The following is a 25,841-nucleotide window of genomic DNA, read 5'->3' as shown; positions in this document are numbered from 1 at the left end:
CTTGAGTCTCCTCCGGCACGGCCGCAGAACCGGTACGCATGTCCGCTCCATTCGTTCATCTCCACCTGCACAGCGAGTACTCGCTGGCCGACTCGACGATCCGCATCGGCGATCTGGTCAAACGCTGCGTCGCGCTCGGCCAGCCGGCCGTCGCGCTGACCGACTTCGACAACCTGTTCGCCGCGGTCAAGTTCTACAAGACCTGCGAAGGCGCCGGGATCAAGCCGATCATCGGCGCCGACGTGCATCTGGCCGACGGCAACGAAACCGCCTCGCGCCTGACCCTGCTGTGCCGCGACCGCGGCGGCTACCTGACCCTGTCGCGCCTGCTCAGCCGCGCCTGGATGGAAGGTCACCGCACCGAAGGCGTAGTGTTGCGGCCGGAGTGGCTGCGCGAAGACAACGACGGCCTGTTCTGTCTCGCCGGCCGCCACAGCCTGGGCGGGCGCCTGGCCGCGACCAATCGCCACGAACTCGCCCACGCCTGGCTGGTCGACTGGCAGGGCGTGTTCGGCGATCGCCTGCATCTGGAAATCACCCGCACCCAGCGCGACGGCGAGGAGCTGTTCAACGCCTTCGCCATCCAGGCCGCGGGCAAGCGCGGCCTGCCGCTGATCGCCAGCAACGACGCGCGCTTCCTCGACGCCGAAGGCTTCGAAGCGCACGAAGCGCGCGTGTGCATCGCCTCGGGCCGCGTGCTCGACGACCCCAAGCGCCCGCGCGACTACAGCGCCGAGCAATACCTCAAGTCCAGCGAGGAAATGCGCGAGCTGTTCGCCGACGTGCCCGACGCAATCGACAACGCGCTGGCACTGGCGACACGCTGCAACGTCGAGCTCAAGCTCGGCGAATACGCGCTGCCGGACTTCCCGGTGCCCGACGGACACACCATCGAGTCGTGGCTGCGCGCGCAATCGCGCGAAGGCCTGATCAAGCGGCTGGAAAAAAATCCGATCGCGCCGGGCAAGACCCGGCAGATCTACGACGAACGCCTGGAAACCGAACTCGACGTCATCATCAAGATGGGGTTCCCGGGTTACTTCCTGATCGTCGCGGACTTCATCAACTGGGCCAAGGACCACGAGATCCCGGTCGGCCCGGGCCGCGGCTCGGGCGCCGGCTCGCTGGTGGCCTGGGCGCTGGGCATCACCGATCTCGACCCGTTGCCGTACGACCTGCTGTTCGAGCGATTCCTCAATCCCGAACGCGTGTCGATGCCCGACTTCGACATCGACTTCTGCATGGACCGCCGCGACGAAGTCATCGACTACGTCGCGCGCAAGTACGGCCGCGACCGCGTTTCACAGATCATCACCTACGGCACCATGGCGGCGAAGGCGGTGGTGCGCGACGCCGGCCGCGTGCTCGGCCATCCCTACGGGTTCGTCGACGGCATCGCCAAGCTGATCCCGATGACGCTGGGCATCTCGCTCGACGACGCGCTCGGCGAATCCGAAGCGGCGGCCAAGAACCCGGAACTGGCCTCCAGCGAACTGATCGCGCGTTATCGCAGCGAAGACGACGTGCGCGATCTGCTGGATCTGGCGCGCGAACTCGAAGACTTGACCCGCAACGCCGGCAAGCACGCCGGCGGCGTGGTGATCGCGCCGAGCCCGCTGTCGGACTTCTGCCCGCTGTTCGCCGAACACGACGGCGAAGGCCGCGGCAAAAGTCCCGTCACTCAATTCGACAAGGACGACGTCGAAGCCGTCGGCCTGGTCAAGTTCGACTTCCTCGGCCTGCGCACGCTCACGATCATCGATTGGGCGGTGCGCGCGATCAACAAGCGCCGCGCCAAGGAAGGGCACGAACCGCTCGACATCACCGCGCTGGAGCTGACCGACAAGCCAACCTACGAATTGTTCGCGCGCGGCGACACGGTCGCGGTGTTCCAGTTCGAATCGCGCGGCATGCGCGAGCTGCTCAAGCGCGCCAAGCCCGACACCTTCGAAGACATCATCGCGCTGGCCGCGTTGTTCCGTCCCGGCCCACTGGGCTCGGGGATGGACAAGGACTGGGTCGATCGCAAGCACGGCAACGCCGAGGTCACCTATCCGCACGACTCGCTGGAGCCGGTGCTGGGCCCGACCTACGGCGTGATCGTGTACCAGGAACAGGTGATGCAGATCGCCCAGGTCCTGGCCGGTTATTCGCTCGGCGGCGCGGACATGCTGCGCCGCGCGATGGGCAAGAAAAAGCCCGAGGAAATGGCCAAGGAGCGGGCCAAGTTCGAGGCCGGCTGCGCCGAGCGCAACATCCCGGCCAAGCAGGCCAGCCCGATCTTCGACTTGATGGAGAAGTTCGCCGAGTACGGCTTCAACAAGTCGCACTCGGCCGCGTATGCGCTGGTCGCGTACCAGACCGGCTGGCTCAAGCGCCATTACGGCGCCGAGTTCATGGCGGCGACGTGTTCGTCGGACATGGACAACACCGACAAGGTGGTCAACTTCCTCGACGAAGCGCGGGTCATGGGCATCACCGTGCTGCCGCCGCACGTCAACGAATCGCAATACATGTTCGAGGCGATCGACGCCAACACGATCCGCTACGGCATCGGCGCGGTGAAGGGCGTCGGCCGCGGCGTGTGCGAGGCGATCGTCGAGGCGCGCCGCGCCGGTCCGTTCGTGGACCTGCTGGATTTCTGCAAGCGCGTGGACACCGGCAAGCTCAATCGCCGGGCGATGGAAGCGTTGACCCACGCCGGCGCGCTCGACGGGCTCGGGCCGAATCGCGCCAGCCTGATGCTGCAGTTGCCGGAAGTGCTCAAGGTCACCGACCAGTTGGCCAAGGAACGCGCCGCCGGCCAGGTCTCGCTGTTCGGCGGGTTCGAAACCGCCGCGCCGGCGCTGCATCTGGACCTGCCGCAGGCCAACGAGTGGCCGCTGAGCCAGATCCTGCACGGCGAACGCGAGACCCTGGGCCACTACCTCAGCGGCCATCCTTTCGATCCGTATCGCGACGAATTGCGCGGGCTGGTCGGCATCGACCTGGGCGAGTTGGAAACGATCTGGGAAAAACGTCCGGAAAGCGCGCGCAGCGGTTGGCGTCCGGAGCTGGACATCATCGTCGCCGGACAGGTCGTCGGCTTCCGCAAGAAAGGCGACAGCCAGATGTTCGTGCAGATCGAGGACGGCCGCGGCCGCCTGGAGTGCGCGTTCTTCTCCGAGACCTACAGCGAATTCGCCTCGATGCTGGCGCGCGACCGGCTGCTGGTGATCCAGGGCGGTCTGCGCGAGGACGCCTTCAGCGGCGGCTTCGCCCTTCGCGCGGCGCGCTGCTGGGACTACGCGCAGATCTGCGCCAAGCACGCGCAGCGTCTGGCGCTGCGCCTGGACCTGCGGGTGCCGGGCACCTGGCAGCGCGTGGACGCGCTGCTGGCCAAACAGCGCCCCGGCCCGACCCCGATCCGTCTGGACCTGCTGCGCCAGGGCGCGGCCGGCATGCTCGACCTCAACGGCCCGCAGTCGGTGCGCGTGGACGCGGACCTGGTCGGGCTGCTGCGATCGCAGCCTGGGGTGAAGGCGGTGCGCTTGACGTTGGGCAAGCCCTGGGCTTGAGGCAGAAGTGAGTTGAGAGGAGTAAGGAGTGAGTAGAGGCGCATGCGGCCGTTGATCTCTGAACGAGTGCTCAGTAACGAGTAGTGAGCGAATGCCCGCTTTTACTCACTGCTCACTCCTCTTAACTCGTTCCCCGCCCCACCGCCCCCATCCCCCTCGGTACGGTCCCCCCCTCTGGGCTAGACTGTCCACCGACCAAGGCCCACGGCCCCCGAATGAATCCGAATTACCTCGACTTCGAGCAGCCCATCGCCGACCTGGAAGCCAAGATCCAGGAGCTGCGCCACGCCAGCAGCGGCCCGGCCGTCGACATCGACGCCGAAATCCATGCCCTGCAGGACAAGCTGCGCCTGCGCACCGCGCAGATTTTCCGTGACCTCTCGTCCTGGCAGATTTCGCAATTGGCGCGCCATCCGGCACGTCCCTACACCCTCGATTACATCCGGGTGATGTGCGACGAGTTCCAGGAACTGGCCGGCGACCGCGCCTTCGCCGACGACAAGGCGATCGTCGGCGGCCTGGGCCGCATCGCCGGTCGCAGCGTGGTCATCGTCGGCCACCAGAAGGGCCGCGACACCAAGAGCAAGATCAAGCGCAACTTCGGCATGCCGCGTCCGGAGGGCTACCGCAAGGCGCTGCGCCTGATGAAGCTGGCCGAGCGCTTCGGCCTGCCGCTGATCACCTTCATCGACACCGCCGGCGCCTGGCCCGGCATCGACGCCGAGGAACGCGGCCAGTCCGAGGCGATCGCGCGCAACCTGCTGGAAATGGCCGAGCTGAAGATCCCGGTGATCTGCACCGTGATCGGCGAAGGCGGCTCCGGCGGCGCGCTGGCGATCGGCGTGGGCGATCGCACCTTGATGCTCGAATACAGCACCTACTCGGTGATCACCCCCGAGGGCTGCGCCTCGATCCTGTGGAAGACCGCCGACAAGGCCAAGGACGCGGCCGAACAGCTCGGCCTGACCGCCAAGCGCCTGCACGAGTTGGGCCTGATCGACAAGATCGTGCGCGAGCCGATCGGCGGCGCGCATCGCAATCCGAAGCAGATGGCGACGCGCTTGAAGGCGGTGTTGATCAACGAGATCGACGCGCTGGAAAACGTTCCGGTCGAGGAACTGCTGCAGCGTCGCTATGAGCGCTTGCGCGGCTACGGCGCGTACGAAGCCGCCTGATTCTTCCGGGCAATCGCGGACATGGATGTCCTGTTAAAGCGAATCGCCGCGGTACTGGCGGGCGTCGTCGCCCTGTTCTTTGTGCTGCTTCAGGGCGTTTATTGGTACGGCGCGTACGATCTGCCTCAAACCTTGCCCGGACCACGCCGCGAGTATTCCGACCACGCGCGTGCGTTGGTGTGGGCGCAATCCGGTGGTCGCGGTGAAATCCGGATCAGGCGATTCAGCAGGGTTGGCTTGCCGCTGATGAGCCTCGGATTCTCCTTGCGCCATGTCCTCGCGTGGAAAACCGGGCGCTTCGACACCGCACATGAGCCGGATGACGACGACATGCCGGATCTGAGCCTGTTGGGTGAAGCTTCAAGAAACATCTCGTTTTCGATGATCGCTTCAAACGGGCCGCGAACCGCGACGCGAAACGCGGCTGGAGAGCTCGTTCACGACGTGGCGACGCTCAGACAGTTGCCGGCCCGCTGGCAATTCATCGACATGGCGGTGACCAGCCGCCTGAGCCGCGAATGGCCGGCCGAACGCATCATCGATTCGATCCTGGAAAACAGATATTTCGGTCATCGGGCGAACGGGCTGGAACAAGCCGCGCGGACATATTTCGATTCGCCGGTGGAGCAGTTAAGCCCAGCGGAAACGGCCGCGCTGCTGGTGATCGGCAGCGCACACGGCGCTCCATCGTGCGAACCCGACGATTTCCGCCGGGCTTATGTGCAACTGATGCTCAGGACCGACTTTGCTTTCAACCTGCGCGACCCCGACGCCGACCTGACGCGAATGAAACTGCCGGTCTGCGAAACCTCGCAAGCCGCACGTGGCGCGGCTCACCAAGCCCGCTGATACTGCTCCGGCACATGCACGTTCGCGCCCAACTCGTGCGCGGCGCGCAGCGGAAAATACGGATCGCGCAGCAGCTCGCGCGCGAGCAGCACCACGTCGGCCTCTTCGTCGGCGACGATCTTCTCGGCCTGCGCGGCGCGGGTGATCAAGCCGACCGCGCCGGTGGCAATGCCGGCCTCGCGGCGGATGCGCGCCGAGAACGGCACCTGATAGCCCGGCTCGACCGGAATGCGCACATGCGGCACCAGGCCGCCGCTGGACACGTCGATCAGATCGACGCCGAGGTCCTTGACGATCCGCGCCAGCTCGACGCTCTGTTCGATATCCCAGCCGCCGTCGGCCCAGTCGGTCGCGGAAATGCGCAGCCACAACGGCAGACGTTCGGGCCACACCTCGCGCACCGCGACCAGCACTTCGCGCAGCAGGCGGGTGCGATTTTCGAAGCTGCCGCCGTAACGGTCCTCGCGCTGGTTCGACAACGGCGACAGAAACTGATGCAACAGATAACCGTGCGCGGCGTGGATCTCGACCAACTGGAAACACGCATCGAGCGCGCGCTGCGCGGCCGCGGCGAAATCGTCGATCACGTTGCGGATGTCGATCGGTTCCAGCGCGCGCGGTTGCGGCGAGTCCTCGCGGAACGCGAGCGCCGACGGCGCCACCGGGGTCCAGCCGCCGGCATCGGCGGCCACGCCCTTGCCGCCAAGCCACGGCGCTTCGACGCTGGCCTTGCGCCCGGCATGCGCCAGCTGCACGCCGACCGCGGCTTCGCGCGAGCGCAGGAAGCAGCTGATGCGATGCCAGGCCTCGGCCTGCGCGGCGTTCCACAGGCCGGTGTCGGCCGGGGAAATACGCCCCTGCGGCGAGACCGCGCAGGCCTCGGTCATGACCAGGCCGGCGCCGCCGACCGCGCGGCTGCCCAGATGGACCAGATGCCAGTTGTTCGGCACGCCGTCCACCGCCGAGTACTGGCACATCGGCGAAACCACCAGGCGGTTGCGCAAGGTCAAGGAGCGTTGCGACAGCGGAGCGAAAAGCCGGGACACGACGCGATCTCTGCATTACCAAGGAGAACTCAAGGTAATGGCGGCCCAGCGCGTGCGCAGCATCATCCATGGGTTGCTGCGTCCCGCCGTCGTGGCACCATGCCGGCATGTTGGTATCAAACTTCGATGCGATCGCCGCCGCGCTGCGCGAACTGCCGGCCACGCCGCTGTGCGTGGGCTACAGCGGCGGGCTGGATTCGAGCGTGCTGCTGCATGCCTTGGCGGCTTCGCCGCAGGCGCGGCAACAGGGCCTGCGCGCGTGGCATGTGCACCATGGCTTGCATGCGCAGGCCGACGATTGGGCGCGGCATTGCCAGGAATTTTGCCGCTCCAACAAGCTGGAATTGACCGTTTCGCGGGTGTCGGTTGCGCGCGACGCGGGCGACGGTCCGGAAGCGGCGGCGCGGCGCGCGCGGCATGCCGCGTTCGAGGCCGGTCTGGGTATCGGCGAAACCCTGCTCCTCGCGCATCACCGCGACGATCAGGCCGAAACCCTGCTGCTGCGCCTGCTGCGCGGCTCCGGTTCGACCGGACTGGCGGCGATGACGCCGTGGCGCGCCTGTGGCGAAGGTCGCCTGTGGCGGCCGCTGTTGGCGGTGCCGCGCGCCGCGTTGCTTGCTTACGCGCAGGCTCATGGCCTGCGCTGGATCGACGATCCCAGCAACGACGACGATCGCTACGACCGCAATTTCCTGCGCAACCGGGTCATGCCGCTGCTGCGCGAGCGTTGGCCGCAGGCGGATGCGAGTTTCGCCCTGTCCGCACGCTTGGCCGGCGAATCCGAACGCCTGCTCGACGAGGAAGACGCGCTGGCCCTGGCCACCGTGCGCAGTCTCGATCCGCAGGCGCTGTCGCGCGCGGCCCTGCGCACCTTGCCGGTCGCGCGGCGCGCGCGGGTGCTGCGGCGCTGGATCGCCGGCCTGGGCCTGCCGCCACTGCCGACCCAGGGCGTGATCCAGATCGAATCGCAATTGCTCGACGCGCGCGCCGACGCCGAAGCCGAATTCGCCTGGCAGGGCGCGGTGGTGCATGCCTGGCGCGACCTGCTGCACGCGCAGATGCACAGGCCCGCCTTGGCCGAGGACTGGCAGACGCCGTGGGACGGACGCGCACCGCTGGCCCTGCCCGACGGCGGCGAGTGGCGGCTCGAAGGCGCCGAGGCCTTCGACGCGCCCGGCGTGGCGCATGCGCGGCGCGGCGGCGAACGCATCGTGCTGCCGGGTCGCGCGCATGGCAACATGCTGCGCAAGGTGCTGCAGGACCTGGGCGTGCCGCCGTGGGAGCGGCGCCGCATGCCGCTGCTCAGCTCGGCGCAGGGCGAGGTGCTGGCGGTCGGCGATGTGGCGGTGTCGGCGCGGATGGATGCGTGGTTGCGGGGGTGTGGGGGGCGGTTGACGTTGGTGGCGGGTTGAATCTGGGGCGATGGGCGGGATTGTTCGCTGTGTTGTTGGCTCGCTGTATTCGTGGTCCGCGGTGTTCTTGGTCTGCTTCGTGCGTCGGCATCCGTTGTTTCTACCTTTTCGCGCGCCGCTGTTCCTGCGGGCATCGGGATGCCGTTACTGCTGCGTGTATCGCGGTTATTTATTGCTGCGGGCACCGAGCCCTCTCGTTTCGTCGTCATCCTCCAAGACCGTCATTCCCGCGAAGGCGGGCTCTGCTTTACTTCGGCATAGCCGAATATCCAGGGCCTTTCGTGCGAGACCGCTTGAAGTCTTGCAAGGTCAAAGTCACTGGATTCCCGCGTTCGCGGGAATGACGTCCTGGAAAGATGACGCTGAAGTCTCTGGATATTGGGCTACGCCGAAGTAAAGCAGAGCCCGCGTTCGCGGGAATGACGATCTGAAGGGATGCCGCTGAAGTCTCTGGATATTCGGCTACGCCGAAGTAGAGCCGAGCCCGCATTCGCGGGAATGACGTTCTGGTGAGATGCATCAACCCCATCGCCCCCAACCTCTGCGTCCCCACGCCGCATTGACCCCGCCCCGCCCCCGCCGCACACTTCCCGTATGCCTCGTAAAACCCCCACCGAAGCCTCGCCGGTCGTCGATTTCGAGCAGTCGCTCGATGCCCTGGAGCAACTGGTCGAGAAGATGGAACACGGCGAGATGAGCCTGGAAGATTCGCTCGCCGCCTATGAGCGCGGCGTCGGTCTCTACCGCCGCTGCCAGACCGCGCTGGAACAGGCCGAGCTGCGCGTGCGCCTGCTCACCGACCCGCAGGAGCCGGCCAGCGCCGAGCCGTTCGGCAATGCCGGCCCGCCGGGCAGCGAAGTCGATGCGTGATGCGGCCCGTCTGGACGACCTGCTGAGCCAATGGCGCGAGCGCGCCGATCGCGCGCTTACCCACGCACTGCCCGCCTCCGACGCCGCGCCGCAGCGCCTGCACCAAGCCATGCGCCACGCCGTGCTGCTCGGCGGCAAGCGCATGCGCCCGCTGCTGGTCCATGCCGCCGGCGCGCTGTTCGAGGTCGCGCCGACGGTGCTCGACGCGCCGGCCACCGCGGTCGAACTGATCCACGCCTATTCGCTGGTCCACGACGATCTGCCGGCGATGGACGACGACGCGTTGCGTCGCGGCCAGCCGACCGTGCACGTGGCCTTCGACGAAGCCACTGCGATCCTCGCCGGCGACGCGCTGCAATCGCTGGCGTTCGCGGTATTGGCTGATACCGACACGGACGACGCCACCCGCGTCGCCCTGCTGCGCACTCTGGCCCAGGCCGCGGGTGTGGCCGGCATGTGCGGCGGCCAGGCGCTCGACATCGACGCCACCGGCACCGGCGTCCAGCTCGACGTGGCCGCGCTGGAGCATCTGCATTCGCTCAAGACCGGCGCGCTGATCCGCGCCAGCGTGCGCATGGGCGCGCTGTGCGGCCACGCCGACGGCGCCGCGCTCGGCGCCCTGGACCGCTACGCGCAGGCGCTGGGACTGGCCTTCCAGGTCCGCGACGACATCCTCGATGTCGAAGGCGACAGCCAGACCCTCGGCAAGACCGCCGGCAAGGACGCGGCTCAGGACAAGTCGACCTTCCCCGCGTTGATCGGCCTGGACGCCTCGCGCGCGCGCCTGGACGAACTGGCGCGCGCGATGGACGCCGCGCTGGAACCGTTCGGCCACGGCGCCGACGCGCTGCGCGCGCTGGGGCGGTTGGCGATCGAACGCGATCGCTGAGCGGCGACGCTGGTCCGGCCTCGCGGCGTCAACGCTGCGATTCGCGCGATGGTCTCGAAGCCATCGAGCACTGTCGAATACGGTTCGAACCAGCACGCTCGACACGGCGCATGCCCGAACCAACCTGTCCTCAGCGGGCACATTCGCAGCCAACACGTTCTAATCGGCCACGAAAAAGGGCAGACCGAAGTCTGCCCTTTTCGTTTTCCCCTGACCGGCCGCGAGCGACCGGCCCCAATTCCGAATCCCTAATCCCGACTCAGGCGATCAGGCGCAGGGTCAGCGGATAGCGATAGCGCACGCCGTCCTTCGCCTTGAGGCCGGCGATGATGAAGAACACCACCGACACGATCCAGATCACCGGCGACAGCAGGCCGGCCAGACCGAAGGTCACGAACGACAGCACCATCAGCACGATGTACACGATGAACAGCGAGATGGTGAAATTCAGCGCTTCCTTGGACTGATCGGTCAGGAATTCCTTCTCCGGCTTGTCCTTGTTGATCAACCAGATGATCAGCGGGACGATGAAGCCGAAGACGATCGCCGAGAGGTGGGTGATCATCGCCAGGGTGCGGTCCTCGCTGCTGCCGGACGCTTGTTCGTTCAAATCGTTCATTCCTTTTTCCCCTTTCCTGTTCGTGATGTAAGTCCGATGGGCCAGCTCCGGGCTGCCCAACCGCGTCACTGTCGGCCGTGAGCGTCCATGCTGTCAAGGTAAATTGGGTATGGCTGCCGCACTTTATCTGTGTCCGACATGCTTGGACGGCCTTGACCGCCGGCCCGGGCATGCCGTTGCAATCGAGCTGTCACGGTCGCCGTCGCTCGAAATGATCGAACGCGCGAAATCGGTGCCGGCGGCCACACCACGACTGCCCGCCTCGTCGTGGCGCGAACCGCCGGAATCGGGTCATCGAGCCACAGGATTCGCGTCACCCTGAGGCAGAAGCCGGAGCAGCCTAGGCCGCCCGCCAGCCCGTCATCGGCGCGACCGCGCGGCTGGCCGGAAACACCCGCGACTCGATCGCCGATTCGGCCAGCCCGATGTGTTCGCTCAGCACGCTCTTGAACAGGCCGCGCAGATCGCTGGTCGCGCGCAGATCGCGGCCCTGGTTGAGCTGCGCCGGGGCCAGGCCCGGCCAGTCGCCGCCGATGCGGCCGCCGCGCACCGCGCCGCCGCACAGCAGGGCCATGCCGCCGGTACCGTGATCGGTGCCGCCGGTGCCGTTGATCGCCGCGGTGCGGCCGAACTCGGTGACCACGGCGACCACGGTGCGCGGCCACGCCGCGCCGAAGCCCGCGCGCGCCGCGGCCAGACCCTGATCGAGTTCGGCCAGCTTGCGCTGCAACACCGGCGCCTGATTGCGGTGCGTGTCCCAACCGCTGTCCTCGACGAAGCCGATGCGCGGGCCATCGACGGCGCTCATCCGCTGCGCGGCGATGCGCATCGCTTCGGGCAGCGCGAACGCGCCCTTGCCGTCGCGCGTCATCGTCGCGGCGTGGGTGGAGCGTTCGAAGGTCTCGCTCAGGCGCGGATCGGCCGCGTACAGCGGCTGCAAGCGCTGCAACAGCTGCGGATCGACATCCTTCGGCAACGGCGGCCACCAGTTACTGGCGCGCTCGCTGCCGCGCAAGGCCAACGGCATCACCGCGGCGACCGCGAAACCGGCGCCGCCCGGCATCGCCTGCACGCAGCGGCCGAGCCAGCCGTCGCGCGCGCCGGTCGGCGAGGCGGTGCCGTTTTCCAGGCAATCCTGCGCGTCGAAATGCGAGCGCTCGCGATACGGCGGCGCGATCGCCACGATCGGCATCAGCTCGCGCGCGCGATACATCGTCGCCGCCTGCTGCATCGCCGGGTGCAGGCCGAAGTTCGCGTCGATGCGGATCGGGTCTTCGACCGCGCCCTCGCCGCGCAGGCGCGCGTAGGCCGGATCGGCGTACGGCGGCAACAGGTGCAAGCCGTCCAGGCCGCCACGCAGCAACACCAGCAGGAAACGCGTGTCGTGCCCGGTCGCGGCGCGGGTCGCGCCGGGAAACAGGGTCAGCAGCGCGCTGGCGCCGAACGCGGCGAGCAGGCCTCGTCGTTGCGCATCCATCAGCTTCTCCACTGAAACGCGGGGCTGGCGAACAACAGCGCATAGCCTTCGCTGGCCGAACCCGCACGACGCAGGCCGATCGCGAAATCGCCGTTGACCGCGTCGCCGCCGAGCACCGACAGCGCGCGCTGATACGGCGTGGACGCCTGCGCATCGACGCGCGCGGCGAACAACTGCGCGGCCTGGATGCGCTTGAACAAACCGTCGGGATTGCTCCAGTCGGCGACGGTGTCGGGAAACCCGGCCGGCGAGCGCGGCGTGAATACCGGTTGGCCGAGGCTGGCCAGTAATCCGACCAGCGCGCGCGCTTCGTTGCCGACCGGCAACTCGCCCGCGCGCAAGGCCGAGATCACGAAATCGTTGGGGGTCTTGAACTTGCGCGCGGCCGGCGACCACGCCTCGTCGCTTTCGATCAGGCTGCGGTACAGCGCGCGCAGGTCGCCGTCGCTGTGCAGATAGGCCCGGGCCATGCGTTCGACCAGCGCCGGCGGCGGCTCGTCGGCGACGAAATGGCGCGCGAGCTTGAAGCTCAGATGGCGCGCGGTGGCCGGATGCCGTGCCAGATCGGCCAGCACCGCGCGGCCTTGTTCAACCCCGCCCTCGGCGTAATCGCGGCCGAGCACGCGGCGCGCGCCGGGTTCGTGGGCATTGGCGCGGAACACGAACGAGGCGTCGAGAGCCTGCGCGTCGCGCGGGCCCGGCGTGCTCCAGCCGGTGATCGCGCGCGCGAGTTCGATCACGTCGTCCTGGCGGTAGCCGCCATCGACGCCGAGGGTGTGCAGTTCGAGGATCTCGCGCGCGAGGTTTTCGTTGAGCCCGCGCCGCGGCTTGTCGCCATCGCCGCCGCTCATGCGTTGCGCGCGCCGCGCCGCGCGCGAGTCGTCGCCGATCGACACCGCGTTGTCGAGATAACGCAGCATCGCCGGATGGCTTTCCACCGCGAGCAGCAGATCCTCGAAGCGGCCGAGCACATGCGGGCGGATCGCCTCGCGCTCCATCGATCCGGCGTACAGGCGCGCGTTACCCTTGTCGATGGAGACGGCGAAATGGTTCGACCAGAACTGGGTCAGGCGTTCGACGAACGGCGCCTGGGTGGACGCGGCATGACGATAGCGCGCGGCGAATTCGGCCAGTTGCTGACGGCGCAGTTCGCGGCGCAGGGCTTCGGCGGGGGTGGCGGGTTCGCGCTCGGCGGGGTCGTTCGGTGTAGTGCTGTTGCGATCGGCAGCGGTGCGGCGGCGGCGCGCGGATGCGGTGTCCATGCCGGGCGAGGTCATCGTCGATGCGGATTCGGACGGAGCCATCATCGGCTGCGGCGACTTCGCCGGCGCTTCAGCGTTTCGGCTCGCGCGATTGGCGCGCTGTTGTTCGTATTCGCGCCGCAAGGTCGCGGCGCTGCCTGGCAGATCGCGGAATTCCGCCAGCGACGGCGGTTCGCGCAACTGCGCGAGCAGAATCTGGCGGCCGTCGCCGGCGCGGTCGAGCTCGCCGGGGCGCGCGCCGAGTCCGAAACGATTGGCGGCCGTGGCCTTGCTTGCGCTCATCCGGCTCTCCGGGCGGGAACTACGCCAGAGAACGGGTGGCCATGCCTCGGGTTGACAGGCCGCCGCGCCTGTTCAGTCGGCGATGCGCGGATTCGCAACCGCGGTCAAGGAATGGAGTGCGCGGATATCGAGCCCGAGTCGGTTGCAGGCGGGTTTTGGCGACGATGTTGGATGGTTCGATCGCGTCGCTGTTTTCGTCGCTGCTGATCGAAAAGCGTCGGGGCTGAAGCCCCACCCACAAAAGACTTCGCGGCATTCGCAGCTGATGATCGGAGCCATGGATCGCAGGACGACGGATTCGACTGCGTCGCCATCCGGATTGCGCCACGATCCAATCCGGATTTCAGCCGACACCTCAACGACCAACGCCGCGGCTTAATCCTCGGCGCTTTCGCCCGCCACCGTCATCCGCCCGATCAATATCGAACCGGTGCGCACATGCGAGCGCTCGTCCACGTCGGTGCCGACCGCTTCGATCGCCGAGAACATCGCGCGCAGGTTGCCGGCGATGGTGATGCCGTCGACCGGATACTGCAGCTCGCCGTTCTCGACCCAGAAACCGGCCGCACCGCGCGAGTAATCGCCGGTCACCGCGTTGACGCCCTGCCCCATCAGCTCGGTCACCACCAGGCCGCGCCCCATCTGCTTGAGCAGCGAGGTGTAGTCGCCGGCGTTGGCCGCGACCTGCAGGTTGTGCACGCCGCCGGCGTTGCCGGTGGTCTGCAGGCCCAGCTTGCGCGCCGAATAGCTGCTGAGCACGTAATGCTGCAGCACGCCGGCATCGATCAAGGCCGATTCGTGGGTGGCCACGCCTTCGGCGTCGTACGAGGTCGAACGGTAGCCGCGATGCAGGAACGGTTGTTCGTCGATGCGGAACCACGACGGAAACAGCTGGGTGCCGGCGCTGTCGACCAGGAAGCTCGCGCGCCGGTACAGCGCGCCGCCGCTGATGCCGCCGAGCAGATGACCGATCAGCGAACGCGCGCTTTCGGCCACGTACAGCACCGGGTACTCGCCGGTCGCGATCTGCCGCGGGGCCAGTCGCGCGACCGTGCGCTCGGCGGCCTTGCGGCCGACGCTGGCGGCCGATTCCAACTCATCGGCGGCCATCGCCGAGGTGTACCAGCCGTCGCGCTGCATGTTGTCGCCGCGGCCGCCGATCAAGGCGACGCCGAGGCTGTGCTGGGTGCTGCGCTCGCGCCCGACGAAACCGTGCGAATTGGCGTAGACACCCAGGCTCGCGCCGGTGCCGACCGAGGCGCCGTCGCTGTTCTCGATGCGCTTGTCGAAATCGCGGCCGGCGCTTTCGCAGGCCAGCGCCAGTTCGATCGCGCGGTCGGCGTCGATGTTCCAGGGATGCCAGGTGTCGAAATCGCGCAGATCGGTGGCCATCAAGGCCGCGTCGGCCAGGCCGGCGGCTTCGTCGTCCTCGGTGTAGCGGGCCAGCGCGCAGGCCTGCTCGACCGTGGCCTCCAGGCTTTCCTCGCGCAGATCGGCGGTGCTGGCGCTGCCTTTGCGCTGGCCGAAATAGACGGTCATGGCGATGCCGCGGTCGCGGGTGGATTCGACCGTTTCGACCTCGCCCATGCGCACGTTGACGTTGAGGCCGGCCTCTTCCGAGCACGACACTTCGGCCTGGGTGGCGCCGCGCGCGCGCGCCGCGGCGAGCAGCCGCTGCGACAGATCGACCAGCACGTCCAGGCGCGCTTCGGGGTCGGCGAAGGTGTGGGCCGAGGCGGCCGCGATGCCGGAGCTGGGGGCTAACACGTTCAATGGCTTATCCTTGGTGCCGCGGCGCGTGGGCGCCGCCGAGTTGGCGGTGGCGCGCAGGCGCCGCTGGAAACGCAAGCGGCGTCGTTGCGACGCGATATTGTTCAGTTTGACGGTACACGAGGTGTTTTGCGATGCGCGGCAGAGATGAGGAAACCGGCGAATTCCTGAGCCCCAGCCGGAGCCAGAACCGGCGCGAGGCGCTGGAAACCTTGGCCCTGGGCGAAAAACTGGTGTCCCTGACCGAGGCCCAGTTGGCCAAGCTGCCGGTGCCCGAGGCGCTGCTGCCGCACATCCGCGACTGCAAGCGCATCACCGCGCACGTCGCCCACAAGCGCCAGCTGGCGTTCCTGGCCAAGCAGATGCGCCGCGAGGACGATGCGGCGATGGATGCGCTGCGCGACGCGCTCGATGAAAACGGCGAGACCGCCCGGCGCGAGATCGCCGCGATGCACCGCATCGAGACCTGGCGCGAGCGCCTGCTCGACAACGGCGACGCGGCGCTGGCCGAACTGCTCGACGAACACCCGGGCGCCGACCGGCAACGACTGCGCCAACTGGTGCGCAACACGCTGGAGGAACGCAAGCGCAACAAGCCGCCGCATTCGTTCCGCGAGTTGTACCGCGAGTTGCGCACGGTGTTGGCCGGTCCGGGTGATGCGGGCGACGATGACGGCGACGAATTCGCCGACAACGACTAAGCAAGACTGCCTTTGTAGTCCCTCTCCCGCTGGCGGGGTGAGTGGGCGCTGCTTGCGAGCCATCGGCTCGCGCGCCTGCGAACGCCCAAACGCCGTGCGTTTGGGCCGGAGAGGGGTTGGGGTGAGGGAGTTGCAGATCGCGTCGTTGCTTATGACCGCGCGCGCCCTCATCCGGCCCTTCGGGCCACCTTCTCCCGCTCGCGGGAGAAGGGACGCTTGCGCACCACGCGCCATCACGCGCTGGTGCCGCCCACCGTCAATCCATCGATCAGCAACGACGGCTGACCCACGCCGACCGGGACGCTCTGCCCGTCCTTGCCGCACACGCCCACGCCTTCGTCCAGCGCCAGATCGTGGCCGATCATGCGCACCTTCTGCATGGTTTCCGGGCCGTTGCCGATCAGGGTCGCGCCCTTGACCGGCGCGGTGATCTTGCCGTCTTCGATCAGGTAAGCCTCGGTCGCCGAGAACACGTACTTGCCGCTGGTGATGTCGACCTGGCCGCCGCCGAAATTGACCGCGTACAGGCCCTTCTTGACCGAACGGATCATGTCTTCGGGGTCGTCCTTGCCGGCGAGCATGTAGGTGTTGGTCATGCGCGGCATCGGCAGATGGGCGAAGGATTCGCGGCGGCCGTTGCCGGTCGGGGTCATGCCCATCAGACGCGCGTTGAGGGTGTCCTGCATGTAACCAACCAGCACGCCGTCTTCGATCAGGGTGGTGCAGTTGGTCGGCGTGCCTTCGTCGTCGACGTTGAGCGAACCGCGCCGGCCTTCCAGGGTGCCATCGTCGACGATGGTGACGCCGGGCGAGGCCACGCGCTGGCCCATGCGGCCGGCGTAGGTCGAGGTGCCCTTGCGGTTGAAATCGCCTTCCAGGCCGTGACCGACCGCTTCGTGCAGCAGCACGCCGGGCCAGCCCGAGCCGAGCACCACCGGCATGATCCCGGCCGGCGCGTCGACCGCGTCGAGATTCACCAGCGCCTGGCGCAGCGCTTCGCGCGCGAACTGTTCGGGTTTGTCGCCGCCGAGCAGGTCGGCATAGCTGTAACGACCGCCGCCACCGGCATAGCCGCTTTCGCGGCGACCGTTGTGTTCGACGATCACCTGCACGTTCAAGCGCACCAGCGGGCGCACGTCGGCGGCGAGCACGCCGTCGCTGCGCGCGACCAGCACGGTGTCCATGGTGCCGCTGAGGCTCACCACCACCTGCTGCACGCGCGGGTCGGCCGCGCGCAGCAGCTTGTCCAGCTTGCGCAGCGCTTCGACCTTGCTTTCGTTGCCGATCGAATCGATCGGGTCGTCGCTGGGATACAGCGAACGTCCGCCGCCGCGGACCAGGCTGCGCGCGTTCTGCGAGCGACCGTCGCGGGCGATCGCACGCGCCGACTTGGCCGCGCCGAGCAGCGCTTCGCTGTTGATTTCGTCGGAATAGGCGAAGCCGGTCTTCTCGCCGCTGATCGCGCGCACGCCCACGCCCTGCTCGATCGAATGCGAGCCGTCCTTGACGATGCCGTCCTCGACCGTCCAGCTCTCGCGGCGCGAATGCTGGAAATACAGGTCGCCAAAATCGATGCCGGGCCCGAGCAAGGTGCCGAAGCTGCGTTCCAGGCCGCCGGCATCCAGCCCGGCGGGCAGGAGGAGGCGGGTTTCGGCGATCTGCAGGGGAAGGGTCATGTGGGAACCAGGCAAGAGGTGAACACTCGGAAAGCCCATCTTAGGCGGGCCGGCGGCGCTTGGGTGGGCCGCGCGGCCGATTCCGGCGGCTTGCGGCCGCGGAGCCAGACGGCACCGCAACCGCTACTGATCAGGAAATAGTGGCACCCGGGCAGCCGATCAATGGCTGCGGCTTGCGCAATCAGGTGGGGTTGGGGGATTTGGCGTGGCGCGTGGGTGGTTGCGGCTTTGCGGCTGGCGCTGGCGTGCCCATCGGATTTCGTCGCGGCTGAAACAAGAGCGTCGGGCTTGAAAGCCCTCCCACAAAAGACTTCGATACCGGCGAAGTCTCTGTGGGAGGCAGCTTTGGCTTCAACTAGCTCGGAGCCAGCACAGCGCGGCACGGTCCATCAAGATGTCGCCACGCGCTATCCGCCCTAACCCGCCGGCGGCCCCGGCGGCTTCGCCGCGCGCGTCTCCTGCCGGCTCAGCACTTCGACCTTGGGCTCTTTCCACGGCCCGGTGACCCGGTAGGTCTTCGACGCCAGGCTGCCCAGCGGCTTTTGCAGCACCGCGTTGGCGGCCGCGCCGATCGCCGCGCCGACGGGACCGGCGGCAAGCGCGCCGACCGCGGTCAGCACGTTGGCGGCCTTGGGCCGCACTTCGATGGTCTGGTCGTAGCTCTGCGCGCGCAGATCGGCGGCGCCGCGGATCGCGATCGCCGCGGCCGGGCCGTCGATCACCAGGTTGTCGCTGCGCGCGCTGCCGTTGCCGAAGCGCACCGTGCCAGCGACGCGGTCGAAGGCGAAGCCCTTGGCGAACAGGTCGCGGAAATCCAGGGTCAGCCGGCGCGGCAACTGCGCCACGCTGAGCAGACCGAGCACGCGGCCCGCGCCGGGATCGACCTCGATCAGCCGGCCGTCGCGCAGGTCCACGATCAGGCTGCCTTCCAAGGTGCCCAGCGCGAAACCGGCCGGGCTGCCGGGCCAGCCGGCGTCGAGCTTGAGCTTGCCCTTGCCGCCACCGACCTGGCCGCCGATGCCGAAACCGCCGAGCAAGGCGCCGACATCGCCGCTATCGAGCGAGGCGCTCAGATGGGTGCGCGCGCCGGTACCGCGACCGGTCCAGTCACCGCTGACGTCGATCGACTGCTTGTCGGCGCGGGTGGTGAATTGGTCGATGCGCATGCCGGCCGGGGTCGGCCGGGTGCGCAGGCTGGCGTTGCCGAGCGCGGCGTCGCCGATGTGCAGGTCGGCGATGTCGATAGTCAGCGCCGGAATCCTGGCCGGGTCGATGGTGTCGTCGAGCGCCGGCTTGGGCACCGCCTGCGCGGTGTTGGCCGCGGCGGCGGTGGACGCGTGGACACCGTTGCTGCCGGGCGTGATCGTGGTCGGATTCGGCGCGACCGGGCCGGCCGGCGCGCGCCAATGCACGCGCGCGAAACGGCCGGCGATGGCGCCGTCGCTGGGAATCAGCAACGCGCCTTCCAGCGCCGCGCCCTCGGCGCGCACCGCGGTCGCGCCCTGCGGCGCCGGCGCGACGATCACCCGGGTGTTGGGAAACACGCCGCCGAGCAATTGCAGTTTCTGCGCGGTCACGTCGATGCGCTGCAAAGCCACGCCTTCGCCCGAACCGCTGCCGCCGCCGCGCGCGATCGCGATCCAGTCGATCGCTTCGAGCGTGTCGGCGCGGCCGGTTGCGATCAGGCCGCTGGCCGGCGGCAACTCGTCGACCCGATTGGCGCCGAGCACCACCCGCACGCCGGTCTTGCCGTTGGTGGTGCGCGCGCGCAGCGCCAGCGTGTTGCCCAATGCCACGCGCACGTCGCCGGTGCCCAGCGGCAACGGCGTTTCGATGCTGGTCGCGAGCGCCGCGCCGGCGGCCTTGTTCAACGGCGGCGGCAAGGTCAGTGTCGTGCCGACCAAGTTGGAGCGCAGTTGCAACAAGGCCGGCGTAGGCGCCGATACGCCAGGCTTTGTCGCCCCGGCTTTGCCGACAACGCCAGTCGCCGCATGCGCCGACTTCGGTATCGAAATCCCGACCGTCCACAACGAACGCCCGTCAAGATACGACTTCAACCAGGCCAACTCGTCCGGCCCGCGCGCGATCAACTCGTCGGCGCCGGACATCGCCTCCAGCCCGGCCTCGAACGCGTTGCCGCGATCGCGCACGAAATTCTCGCCCGCGCGCAGCGACAACTTGCCCGGCGCGCCGTCGTGCATCACCGCCAGATCGTCGGCGCGGAAGCCGCCGCGCCCGTACTCGGCGCGGCCGCGCACTTGTTCGAACGCGATCTTCCAGCGCGGGTCGGCGAGCTTGGCGTTGTCCAGATCGACCGTGCCGGTGATCTGGGTGGTGCTGCCATGGATCAGCGGCAGCTTCATGTCGAAGGCGACTTTTGCCGCGCCGCTCGCGCGCAGGTTGTCGAGGGTGTCGGCCTGATCCTTGTACAGCGGGCTTTGCTTGAGCAAGGCCTGCAACTGCGCGGCATCGGCGGTGGTATCGGCGGCGACGCTGAGGGTGCCGTCCTTGTAGTGATCGATACCGGCGCCGACGCGGCGGATGCCGACCCCGGCGATCTTGCCCACGCCTTCGACGCTGAAACCGTCGGCGACGAAACGCACGTCGGCGTTCAAGCCTTCGACCGCGGGCCACTCGGGCTGGAATTTGACCACCGCGCCGTCGAGCTGCGCGCTGGCTTCGAACAGACCGTTATTGCGATTGAACGGCCAATCGTCGAGATCGCCCGACACCACCGCATGCGCATTGCGCAGCTTTCCGCCGACCAGCGCGGTGTCGAGCCAATGGATCAGGTTCGGCGACATCCGGTTGCGGATCCAGAAGCCCTTCGCGACCGGGATCGGGGTGTCGTCGAGATCGGTGGCGATATCGATCCACGGCCGGGTGCCGTCGTTCTGGAACCACAGCCCGCCGCGCGCGACCAGGCCGAAGTCGGTGTCGATGCCGCGCAGGCGCAGCGAGGTGGTGCCCACGCGCCAGCCGTTGCCTTCGCGCCAGCCGCCGACCCGGCCCTGCAATTTGACCGTGTGGACCACGCCGAAACCGGTCGGCCAGTCGAACCGCATCGGCGAATTTTCGTCGAGTTGAATCGCGAAGCCGTCGGCGTCGGCTTCGATCGTACCGGCCAGGCCCTGCAGGCCCGGCGAGGTGCCGACCGCATCGAAACCCAGCGCTTCGATCCGCGCGCTGGCGAACATCGGCCCGCCGCGGCGTCCGTTGAGCGCGATCGCGCTCAGCGACACCCGCGGCTTGGCGGTTTCGAACCAATGCCGCAACCGTTCGGGCAAGGCATCGCTGAGCGCGGCGACCGCGATCAGCGGGCCGGCGTCGATGCGGTCGGCGCGCAATGCATAACGTTCGCCGCCGGCCACGGCCAGGCCATCGAGCGTCTGCACGTTCGTGCCGCTGCCGATGCGCAAGGTGGGCGCGTCGAAGCGCCAGCCGCTGTCGGTCAGGCGCCAGTGCGCGAGGGTTTCGACGTGTTCGAATTCGACCCGGTCGGGGCCGATGGCGCCAGGCGGAGTGGAAGCGATCGGTGTCGCGGCCGTCGGTGCGGATGTGGCGGCTGTCGCAGTGGCGGCGTTCGAAGCAGGGCTTGAAGCGGCGGTGCTGGAAGTCGTGGTGTTCGAAGCCGCGCTCGTCGTCGCGGCAGCATTCGCGGGCGCTGTCGCGGTGCTGACCGGAACCGGAACCGGCACCGGCACCGGCACCGGCAGCGGACGCTCACCGCGCAGTCCGACCCGATCCAACGCCGCCGACACCGTGACCGCGGCGACCCGATGCCCGCGCAGATCGACCCAGGCCTCGGCGCGGCCCTGCCCGGATTCGACCCGGATGCCGACGATCTTGAGCAGCGGCGCCCAGCCGGCCAGATCGGCGCGGGTCGCGCCGGCATAGGCGCGGCCGTCGCCGCGACGGCGATCGAAATCCAGCACCGCGTCGAGCGGCGTCGACGGCGCTCCGGCGACGCCGACCGTCGGCCAGGCGCGCACGCCCGCGCGCAAACGCGAACCGTCCACGCGCAAGCGCAGGTCGATCTTCGGAATGCGCGCATCGACGCCGAGCGACGGCGCGATCACCGCCAGCTTGCCGTCGATCACCTGCAATTCGCCGAGGCCTTCCAGCGCCGACAGTGGATCGCTGTTGTCGGTCTGGGTCTGCCCGGGCAGACCGCGCACCTTCCAGCGTCCGTCGTCGGCGCGCTCCAGGGTCAGGTCCAGGCCCTTGAGGCGTAATTCGGAAAACGATTGCCCCGGCAGCAGACCGGCGTAGATCGACACCAGCATCTCGGCGTCGCCGATGGTGAACGCCTGCGCGCCCTCGCCGACCCGCAACCCGTCCAGGCGCAGCAGCGGACCGCGCCGGGTCCACTGGGTCTCGACCTTGTCGAACGCGACCGGCCGCCCGGCGCGCTTGCTCAACCACTGCGCGACCTGCTCGGGATGGCTTTCGGCCAGCGGCAGCACCTGGCTGGCCGCGGCGAGCAGCAACGCCACCAGCACGAGCACGATCGCGGCGCCATAGAAGGCGCCACGACGGGCCATGCGTAGGCGGCGGCGCAGCGGGGTGGGCATGTCAGCCCCACGCTCCGCGTGTGGCTGACGGGATTGGGGATTGGGGATTGGGGATTCGGGAAATCAACGGCCGGGCTTCGCTGTTGCGAATCCCGAATCCCCAATCCCCAATCCCGGCCTCAAAGCAGCACAACATCAAACTGCTCCTGCGCATACTGATCGTCCGGCTGAAAACGGATCGACTTGCCGAGGAATTCCTCCAACTCGGCCACCGCCGCGGATTCTTCGTCGGTGATGCGCGCCACCACTTTCGGCGAGGCGATCACCAACAGGCGCGCGGCGTCGAACTGGCGCACCTGGCGGACGATGTCGCGGAAGATTTCGTAGGTCACCGTTTCCGGCGTCTTCAAAGTGCCGCGGCCGCCGCATTCGTGGCAGGCCTCGCTGAGCTGGCGCTCCAGGCTTTCGGTGGTGCGCTTGCGGGTCATCTCGACCAGGCCCAGCGGCGAGAACTCGTACACCGTGGTCTTGGCGTGATCGCGGGTCAGCGCCTTTTCCAACTGGCGCAGCACCTGCCGGCGGTGCTCCTGGTCGGTCATGTCGATAAAGTCGATGATTATGATTCCGCCCAGGTTGCGCAGCCGCAGTTGCCGGGCGACCGATTGCGCCGCCTCCAGGTTGGTGCGGTAAACGGTTTCCTCCAGATTGCGTTGACCGAGGAAGGAACCGGTGTTCACGTCGATGGTGGTCATCGCCTCGGTCTGGTCGATGACCAGATAGCCGCCGGACTTCAGCGGCACCTCCTTGTCGAGCGCGCGCTGGATCTCGTCCTCGACCCCGTACAGGTCGAAGATCGGCCGCGCGCCGGTGTAGTGCTCGATCTTCTCGGCCAGGCCCGGCATGTATTGCGCGGCGAAGCTGCGCAGGCGCTCGCAGGTCTCGCGCGAGTCGACCTTGACCTTCTCCACGTCGCGGCGGATCAGGTCGCGCACCGCGCGCAGGGGCAGGCTCAGGTCCTCGTAGACGCGTTCGCCGACTTTGCAACTACCGGACTTCTCGGCGATCAAGGCCCAGGCGCGGCTCAGGTAACCGATGTCCTCGGCCAGCGCTTCCTCGGGCTGGCCTTCGGCGTTGGTGCGCACGATGTAACCGTGGTGATCGCCGCTCGGCGCCAGGGTGGTGACCAGCGACTTCAAGCGCGCGCGTTCGGCCTCGTCCTCGATTCGCGCCGACACCCCGACCACGCGGGTGCGCGGCAACAGCACCAGATAGCGCGAAGGAATGCTCAGCTGGGTGGTCAGGCGCGCGCCCTTGCTGCCGATCGGGTCCTTGACCACCTGCACGATGATGTCCTGGCCTTCGCGCAGCAATTCGGCGATCGGCCGGGTCGGCGTAGGCGGCAACGGCGCGGCATCGCCCTCGCCGTCGCCTTCGCTGAGCTGATTGAACTTGACGATGTCGGCCGCGTGCAGGAACGCCGCGCGCTCCAGGCCGATCTCGACGAACGCCGCCTGCATGCCCGGCATCACCCGCTGCACCTTGCCCTTGTAGATGTTGCCGACCACGCCCCGGCGCCAGCCGCGCTCGATGTGCAGTTCCTGCAGCATGCCGTTCTCGACGACGGCGACGCGGGTTTCGCGCGGAGTGACGTTGACCAGGATCTCTTCAGTCATGAGGCGGCACGGGTCCTAAGTCAGACGTGATGGATGGGCGTACTGGATGGGAAGGGCGCGCGGTACGTTAAGTTCCACGCGGTCGAAGTATTGTCATGCACGGCGCCCGCGCCGCGCCCGTGCCGTCAGGCGCCGTAACCGAACTCGCGCAGCAGGCGCGCGGTTTCGTGCAAAGGCAGGCCCATCACCCCGGAATAACTACCGGCCAGTCGGGTCACGAACACCTCCGCGCCGCCCTGGATCGCATACGCGCCGGCCTTGCCGTCGGGTTCGCCGCTGGCGACATAGCGCGCGATCGTGGCCTCGTCGAGTTCGGCGAACGTCACCTCCGAGATCGACACCGCCTGCGCTTCGCGCGAAGGCGAGACCAGCGACACCGCGGAAATCACCTGATGGGTGCGCCCGGACAGGCGCCGCAGCATGGCCGCAGCATCGGCCGGATCGCGCGGCTTGCCGAACACTTCGTCGTCGAGCACGACCTCGGTGTCCGAGCCGAGCACCACCGCGTCGGGATTGCCCATCACCTTGAGCAGGCCGGCGCCGGCCTTCTCACGGGCGACACGGCGCACATAGTCGAACGCCGGCTCGCCGGGTTGACGGTGTTCGGGGACATCGAGTTCGAGCAGGCCGAATTCCAGGCCGAGGCGGCCGAGCAATTCGCGTCGCCGGGGCGACTGGGAGGCGAGATAGAGCATGCGCAAAAGCATAACCCGGGCTGACTGAGCGCCAGCCCACGCCATTTGGAGCAAACCCCGCACCGAATCACGGTTCGTTAACCTGTTCAGCAAGACCCTAGCCTCGTCCACCAAGGAGTTGCACATGACCCGGTCGTCGTCCACCTACACCGTTGCCCGTTCCCGCTTCATCGACAACGCATCCATCCGCAACTCGCTGCGCCCGCTGGCGCTCGCCGCCGCCCTCGCCTTCGGAGCCGCAACCGCCATGACCGCTTCCGCCCAGACCCCGTCCGGCTACATCGCCAACGACAGCACCCTGCTGTCGGTGTCGGCGACCTCCGAAGCCAAGCGCACCCCGAACATCGCCACGATCTCGACCGGCGTGGTGACCCAGGCGGCCGACGCCAACGCCGCGATGCGCGCCAACGCCGAGCAGATGGCCAAGGTCGTCGCCGCGATCAAGGCCGCCGGCATCGCCGAGCGCGACATCCAGACCAGCGGCATCAACCTCAACCCGCAGTACCGCTACGTCGAGAACCAGCCGCCGGCGATCACCGGCTACCAGGCCAACAACAACGTCAACCTGGTCGTGCGCGATCTGTCCAAGCTCGGCAAGATCCTCGACTCGCTGGTCGCCACCGGCGCCAACCAGATCAACGGCCCGACCTTCGACATCGACGACAAGGAAAAGGACGTCGCCTTCGACGAAGCGCGCCGCGGCGCGATCGAAAAGGCCCAGGCCCGCGCCGAGATGTACGCCAAGACCCTCGGCATGAAGGTGCGCCGCATCGTCAGCGTCAGCGAAGGCGGCCGCTTCGCCCCGCCGATGCCGATGCCGATGATGGCCATGCGCATGGAGAAGGCCGGCGCCGCCGCCGACACCTCGGTGTCGCCGGGCGAAAACACCTTGTCGATGAGCCTCGACGTGGTGTTCGAGCTGGGCAAGTGAGCATGGCCGGCCCCGCCAAGACCACGCCGCCGGCGTCCGACCCCAAGCCGGGGCGCAACCCCGGCTACCCGGAACCGCAGCCGCGCGATCCCGACGACGCCCGCCAGCCGCACCCGCGCAAGCCGCCCAATCCCGACGAGGGCGGCCTGGAGCGCAAGCCCGGTGCCGATCAGGACCCAACCGACGAGTAATCGCGCCGGGCTGGATCATCGACGAGTACGGACGAGACCCGCGCAAGCGGGTCTTCGTTTTTGCGGCACGGGCGATTGCGCGATCCGGACGATGAAAGTTACTGCGGCAACAATGGCGGCCATCGGGTTCGCGCAAGTGGCCAAGCGCCTGCCGCCCGGGTTTCCGTTGCCATCCGTTCAGCGATACACCACATGCGAATTGCACATCGGCGACCGTCGCCCAATCCGCCGACCCGCGAAAAACCCTGGCGA

General features: G+C 68.2%; 18 protein-coding genes. 9 read left to right on the top strand and 9 right to left on the bottom strand.

Annotated elements, in window-relative coordinates:
- The first annotated feature begins 38 nt into the window (after positions 1–38).
- The 3 genes from dnaE (at position 39) to AC3A4T_RS06960 (ending at position 5,581) form a co-directional block, all read left to right on the top strand.
- Positions 39–3,557 (top strand): DNA polymerase III subunit alpha, encoded by a 3,519-nt coding sequence (gene dnaE, locus AC3A4T_RS06970; protein ID WP_487674715.1) that lies wholly within the window; start codon positions 39–41, stop codon positions 3,555–3,557.
- A gap of 215 nt (positions 3,558–3,772) precedes the next feature.
- Complete coding sequence (locus tag AC3A4T_RS06965) at positions 3,773–4,732, top strand: acetyl-CoA carboxylase carboxyltransferase subunit alpha (protein ID WP_487674714.1); 960 nt, start codon at positions 3,773–3,775, stop codon at positions 4,730–4,732.
- A 21-nt stretch (positions 4,733–4,753) separates the two neighbouring features.
- Positions 4,754–5,581, top strand: a complete 828-nt coding sequence (locus AC3A4T_RS06960) for a transglycosylase domain-containing protein (RefSeq protein WP_487674713.1) — start codon at positions 4,754–4,756, stop codon at positions 5,579–5,581.
- Here the strand turns inward: AC3A4T_RS06960 and AC3A4T_RS06955 are convergent.
- Positions 5,566–6,627 (bottom strand): NADH:flavin oxidoreductase/NADH oxidase, encoded by a 1,062-nt coding sequence (locus AC3A4T_RS06955; protein ID WP_487674712.1) that lies wholly within the window; start codon positions 6,625–6,627, stop codon positions 5,566–5,568. The genes AC3A4T_RS06960 and AC3A4T_RS06955 overlap by 16 nt on opposite strands.
- A gap of 107 nt (positions 6,628–6,734) precedes the next feature.
- Here AC3A4T_RS06955 and tilS point away from each other — a divergent pair, with 107 nt between their 5' ends.
- From tilS to ispA, 3 genes are all read left to right on the top strand, one after another.
- Entirely contained in the window at positions 6,735–8,039 is a 1,305-nt protein-coding gene (tilS, locus tag AC3A4T_RS06950) for a tRNA lysidine(34) synthetase TilS (protein ID WP_487674711.1), read from the top strand.
- Between the two features lie 594 nt (positions 8,040–8,633).
- Positions 8,634–8,909, top strand: a complete 276-nt coding sequence (locus AC3A4T_RS06945; protein ID WP_487674710.1) for an exodeoxyribonuclease VII small subunit — start codon at positions 8,634–8,636, stop codon at positions 8,907–8,909.
- Positions 8,902–9,798: a (2E,6E)-farnesyl diphosphate synthase gene (ispA, locus tag AC3A4T_RS06940; protein ID WP_487674709.1), complete on the top strand. Its 897-nt coding sequence runs from the start codon at positions 8,902–8,904 to the stop codon at positions 9,796–9,798. The genes AC3A4T_RS06945 and ispA overlap by 8 nt, the downstream gene beginning before the upstream one ends.
- A gap of 259 nt (positions 9,799–10,057) precedes the next feature.
- Here the strand turns inward: ispA and AC3A4T_RS06935 are convergent, their stop codons facing one another.
- The 4 genes from AC3A4T_RS06935 to pmbA all read right to left on the bottom strand — a co-directional run bounded on the left by AC3A4T_RS06935 (position 10,058) and on the right by pmbA (position 15,211).
- Positions 10,058–10,417, bottom strand: coding sequence for a DUF4870 domain-containing protein (locus AC3A4T_RS06935; protein WP_056108899.1), 360 nt, complete (start codon positions 10,415–10,417; stop codon positions 10,058–10,060).
- A gap of 340 nt (positions 10,418–10,757) precedes the next feature.
- The gene (locus AC3A4T_RS06930; protein ID WP_487674708.1) at positions 10,758–11,894 is read right to left on the bottom strand and encodes a DUF1501 domain-containing protein; all 1,137 of its coding nucleotides are present in this window, start codon (positions 11,892–11,894) and stop codon (positions 10,758–10,760) included.
- Entirely contained in the window at positions 11,894–13,438 is a 1,545-nt protein-coding gene (locus AC3A4T_RS06925) for a DUF1800 domain-containing protein (protein ID WP_487674707.1), read from the bottom strand. Before AC3A4T_RS06925 ends, AC3A4T_RS06930 begins: the two co-directional genes overlap by 1 nt.
- Positions 13,439–13,813: 375 nt before the next feature.
- The gene (gene pmbA / locus AC3A4T_RS06920) at positions 13,814–15,211 is read right to left on the bottom strand and encodes a metalloprotease PmbA (protein WP_487674706.1); all 1,398 of its coding nucleotides are present in this window, start codon (positions 15,209–15,211) and stop codon (positions 13,814–13,816) included.
- 131 nt (positions 15,212–15,342) lie between these two features.
- Here pmbA and yjgA point away from each other — a divergent pair, with 131 nt between their 5' ends.
- Complete coding sequence (yjgA, locus tag AC3A4T_RS06915) at positions 15,343–15,909, top strand: ribosome biogenesis factor YjgA (protein WP_487674705.1); 567 nt, start codon at positions 15,343–15,345, stop codon at positions 15,907–15,909.
- A 233-nt stretch (positions 15,910–16,142) separates the two neighbouring features.
- Here yjgA and tldD read toward each other — a convergent pair whose 3' ends face one another.
- The 4 genes from tldD to AC3A4T_RS06895 form a co-directional block, all read right to left on the bottom strand.
- Positions 16,143–17,585, bottom strand: a complete 1,443-nt coding sequence (gene tldD, locus AC3A4T_RS06910; protein WP_487674704.1) for a metalloprotease TldD — start codon at positions 17,583–17,585, stop codon at positions 16,143–16,145.
- 416 nt (positions 17,586–18,001) lie between these two features.
- Entirely contained in the window at positions 18,002–22,129 is a 4,128-nt protein-coding gene (locus tag AC3A4T_RS06905; RefSeq protein ID WP_487674703.1) for a YhdP family protein, read from the bottom strand.
- Between the two features lie 149 nt (positions 22,130–22,278).
- On the bottom strand, positions 22,279–23,772 hold the full coding sequence (gene rng, locus AC3A4T_RS06900) for a ribonuclease G (RefSeq protein WP_056108912.1): 1,494 nt from the start codon (positions 23,770–23,772) through the stop codon (positions 22,279–22,281).
- Positions 23,773–23,897: 125 nt separating this feature from the next.
- Complete coding sequence (locus AC3A4T_RS06895) at positions 23,898–24,467, bottom strand: Maf family protein (protein ID WP_487674702.1); 570 nt, start codon at positions 24,465–24,467, stop codon at positions 23,898–23,900.
- A gap of 184 nt (positions 24,468–24,651) precedes the next feature.
- Between AC3A4T_RS06895 and AC3A4T_RS06890 the strand changes: the two genes are divergently transcribed.
- Both AC3A4T_RS06890 and AC3A4T_RS06885 read left to right on the top strand, forming a co-directional pair.
- Entirely contained in the window at positions 24,652–25,398 is a 747-nt protein-coding gene (locus AC3A4T_RS06890; RefSeq protein WP_487674862.1) for an SIMPL domain-containing protein, read from the top strand.
- On the top strand, positions 25,395–25,589 hold the full coding sequence (locus AC3A4T_RS06885) for a hypothetical protein (RefSeq protein WP_487674701.1): 195 nt from the start codon (positions 25,395–25,397) through the stop codon (positions 25,587–25,589). Before AC3A4T_RS06890 ends, AC3A4T_RS06885 begins: the two co-directional genes overlap by 4 nt.
- Positions 25,590–25,841 lie beyond the last annotated feature (252 nt).

It is taken from the genome of Lysobacter sp. Soil_N_51, from assembly GCF_057655755.1.
This window is presented reverse-complemented; position numbering and strand designations above follow the sequence as displayed.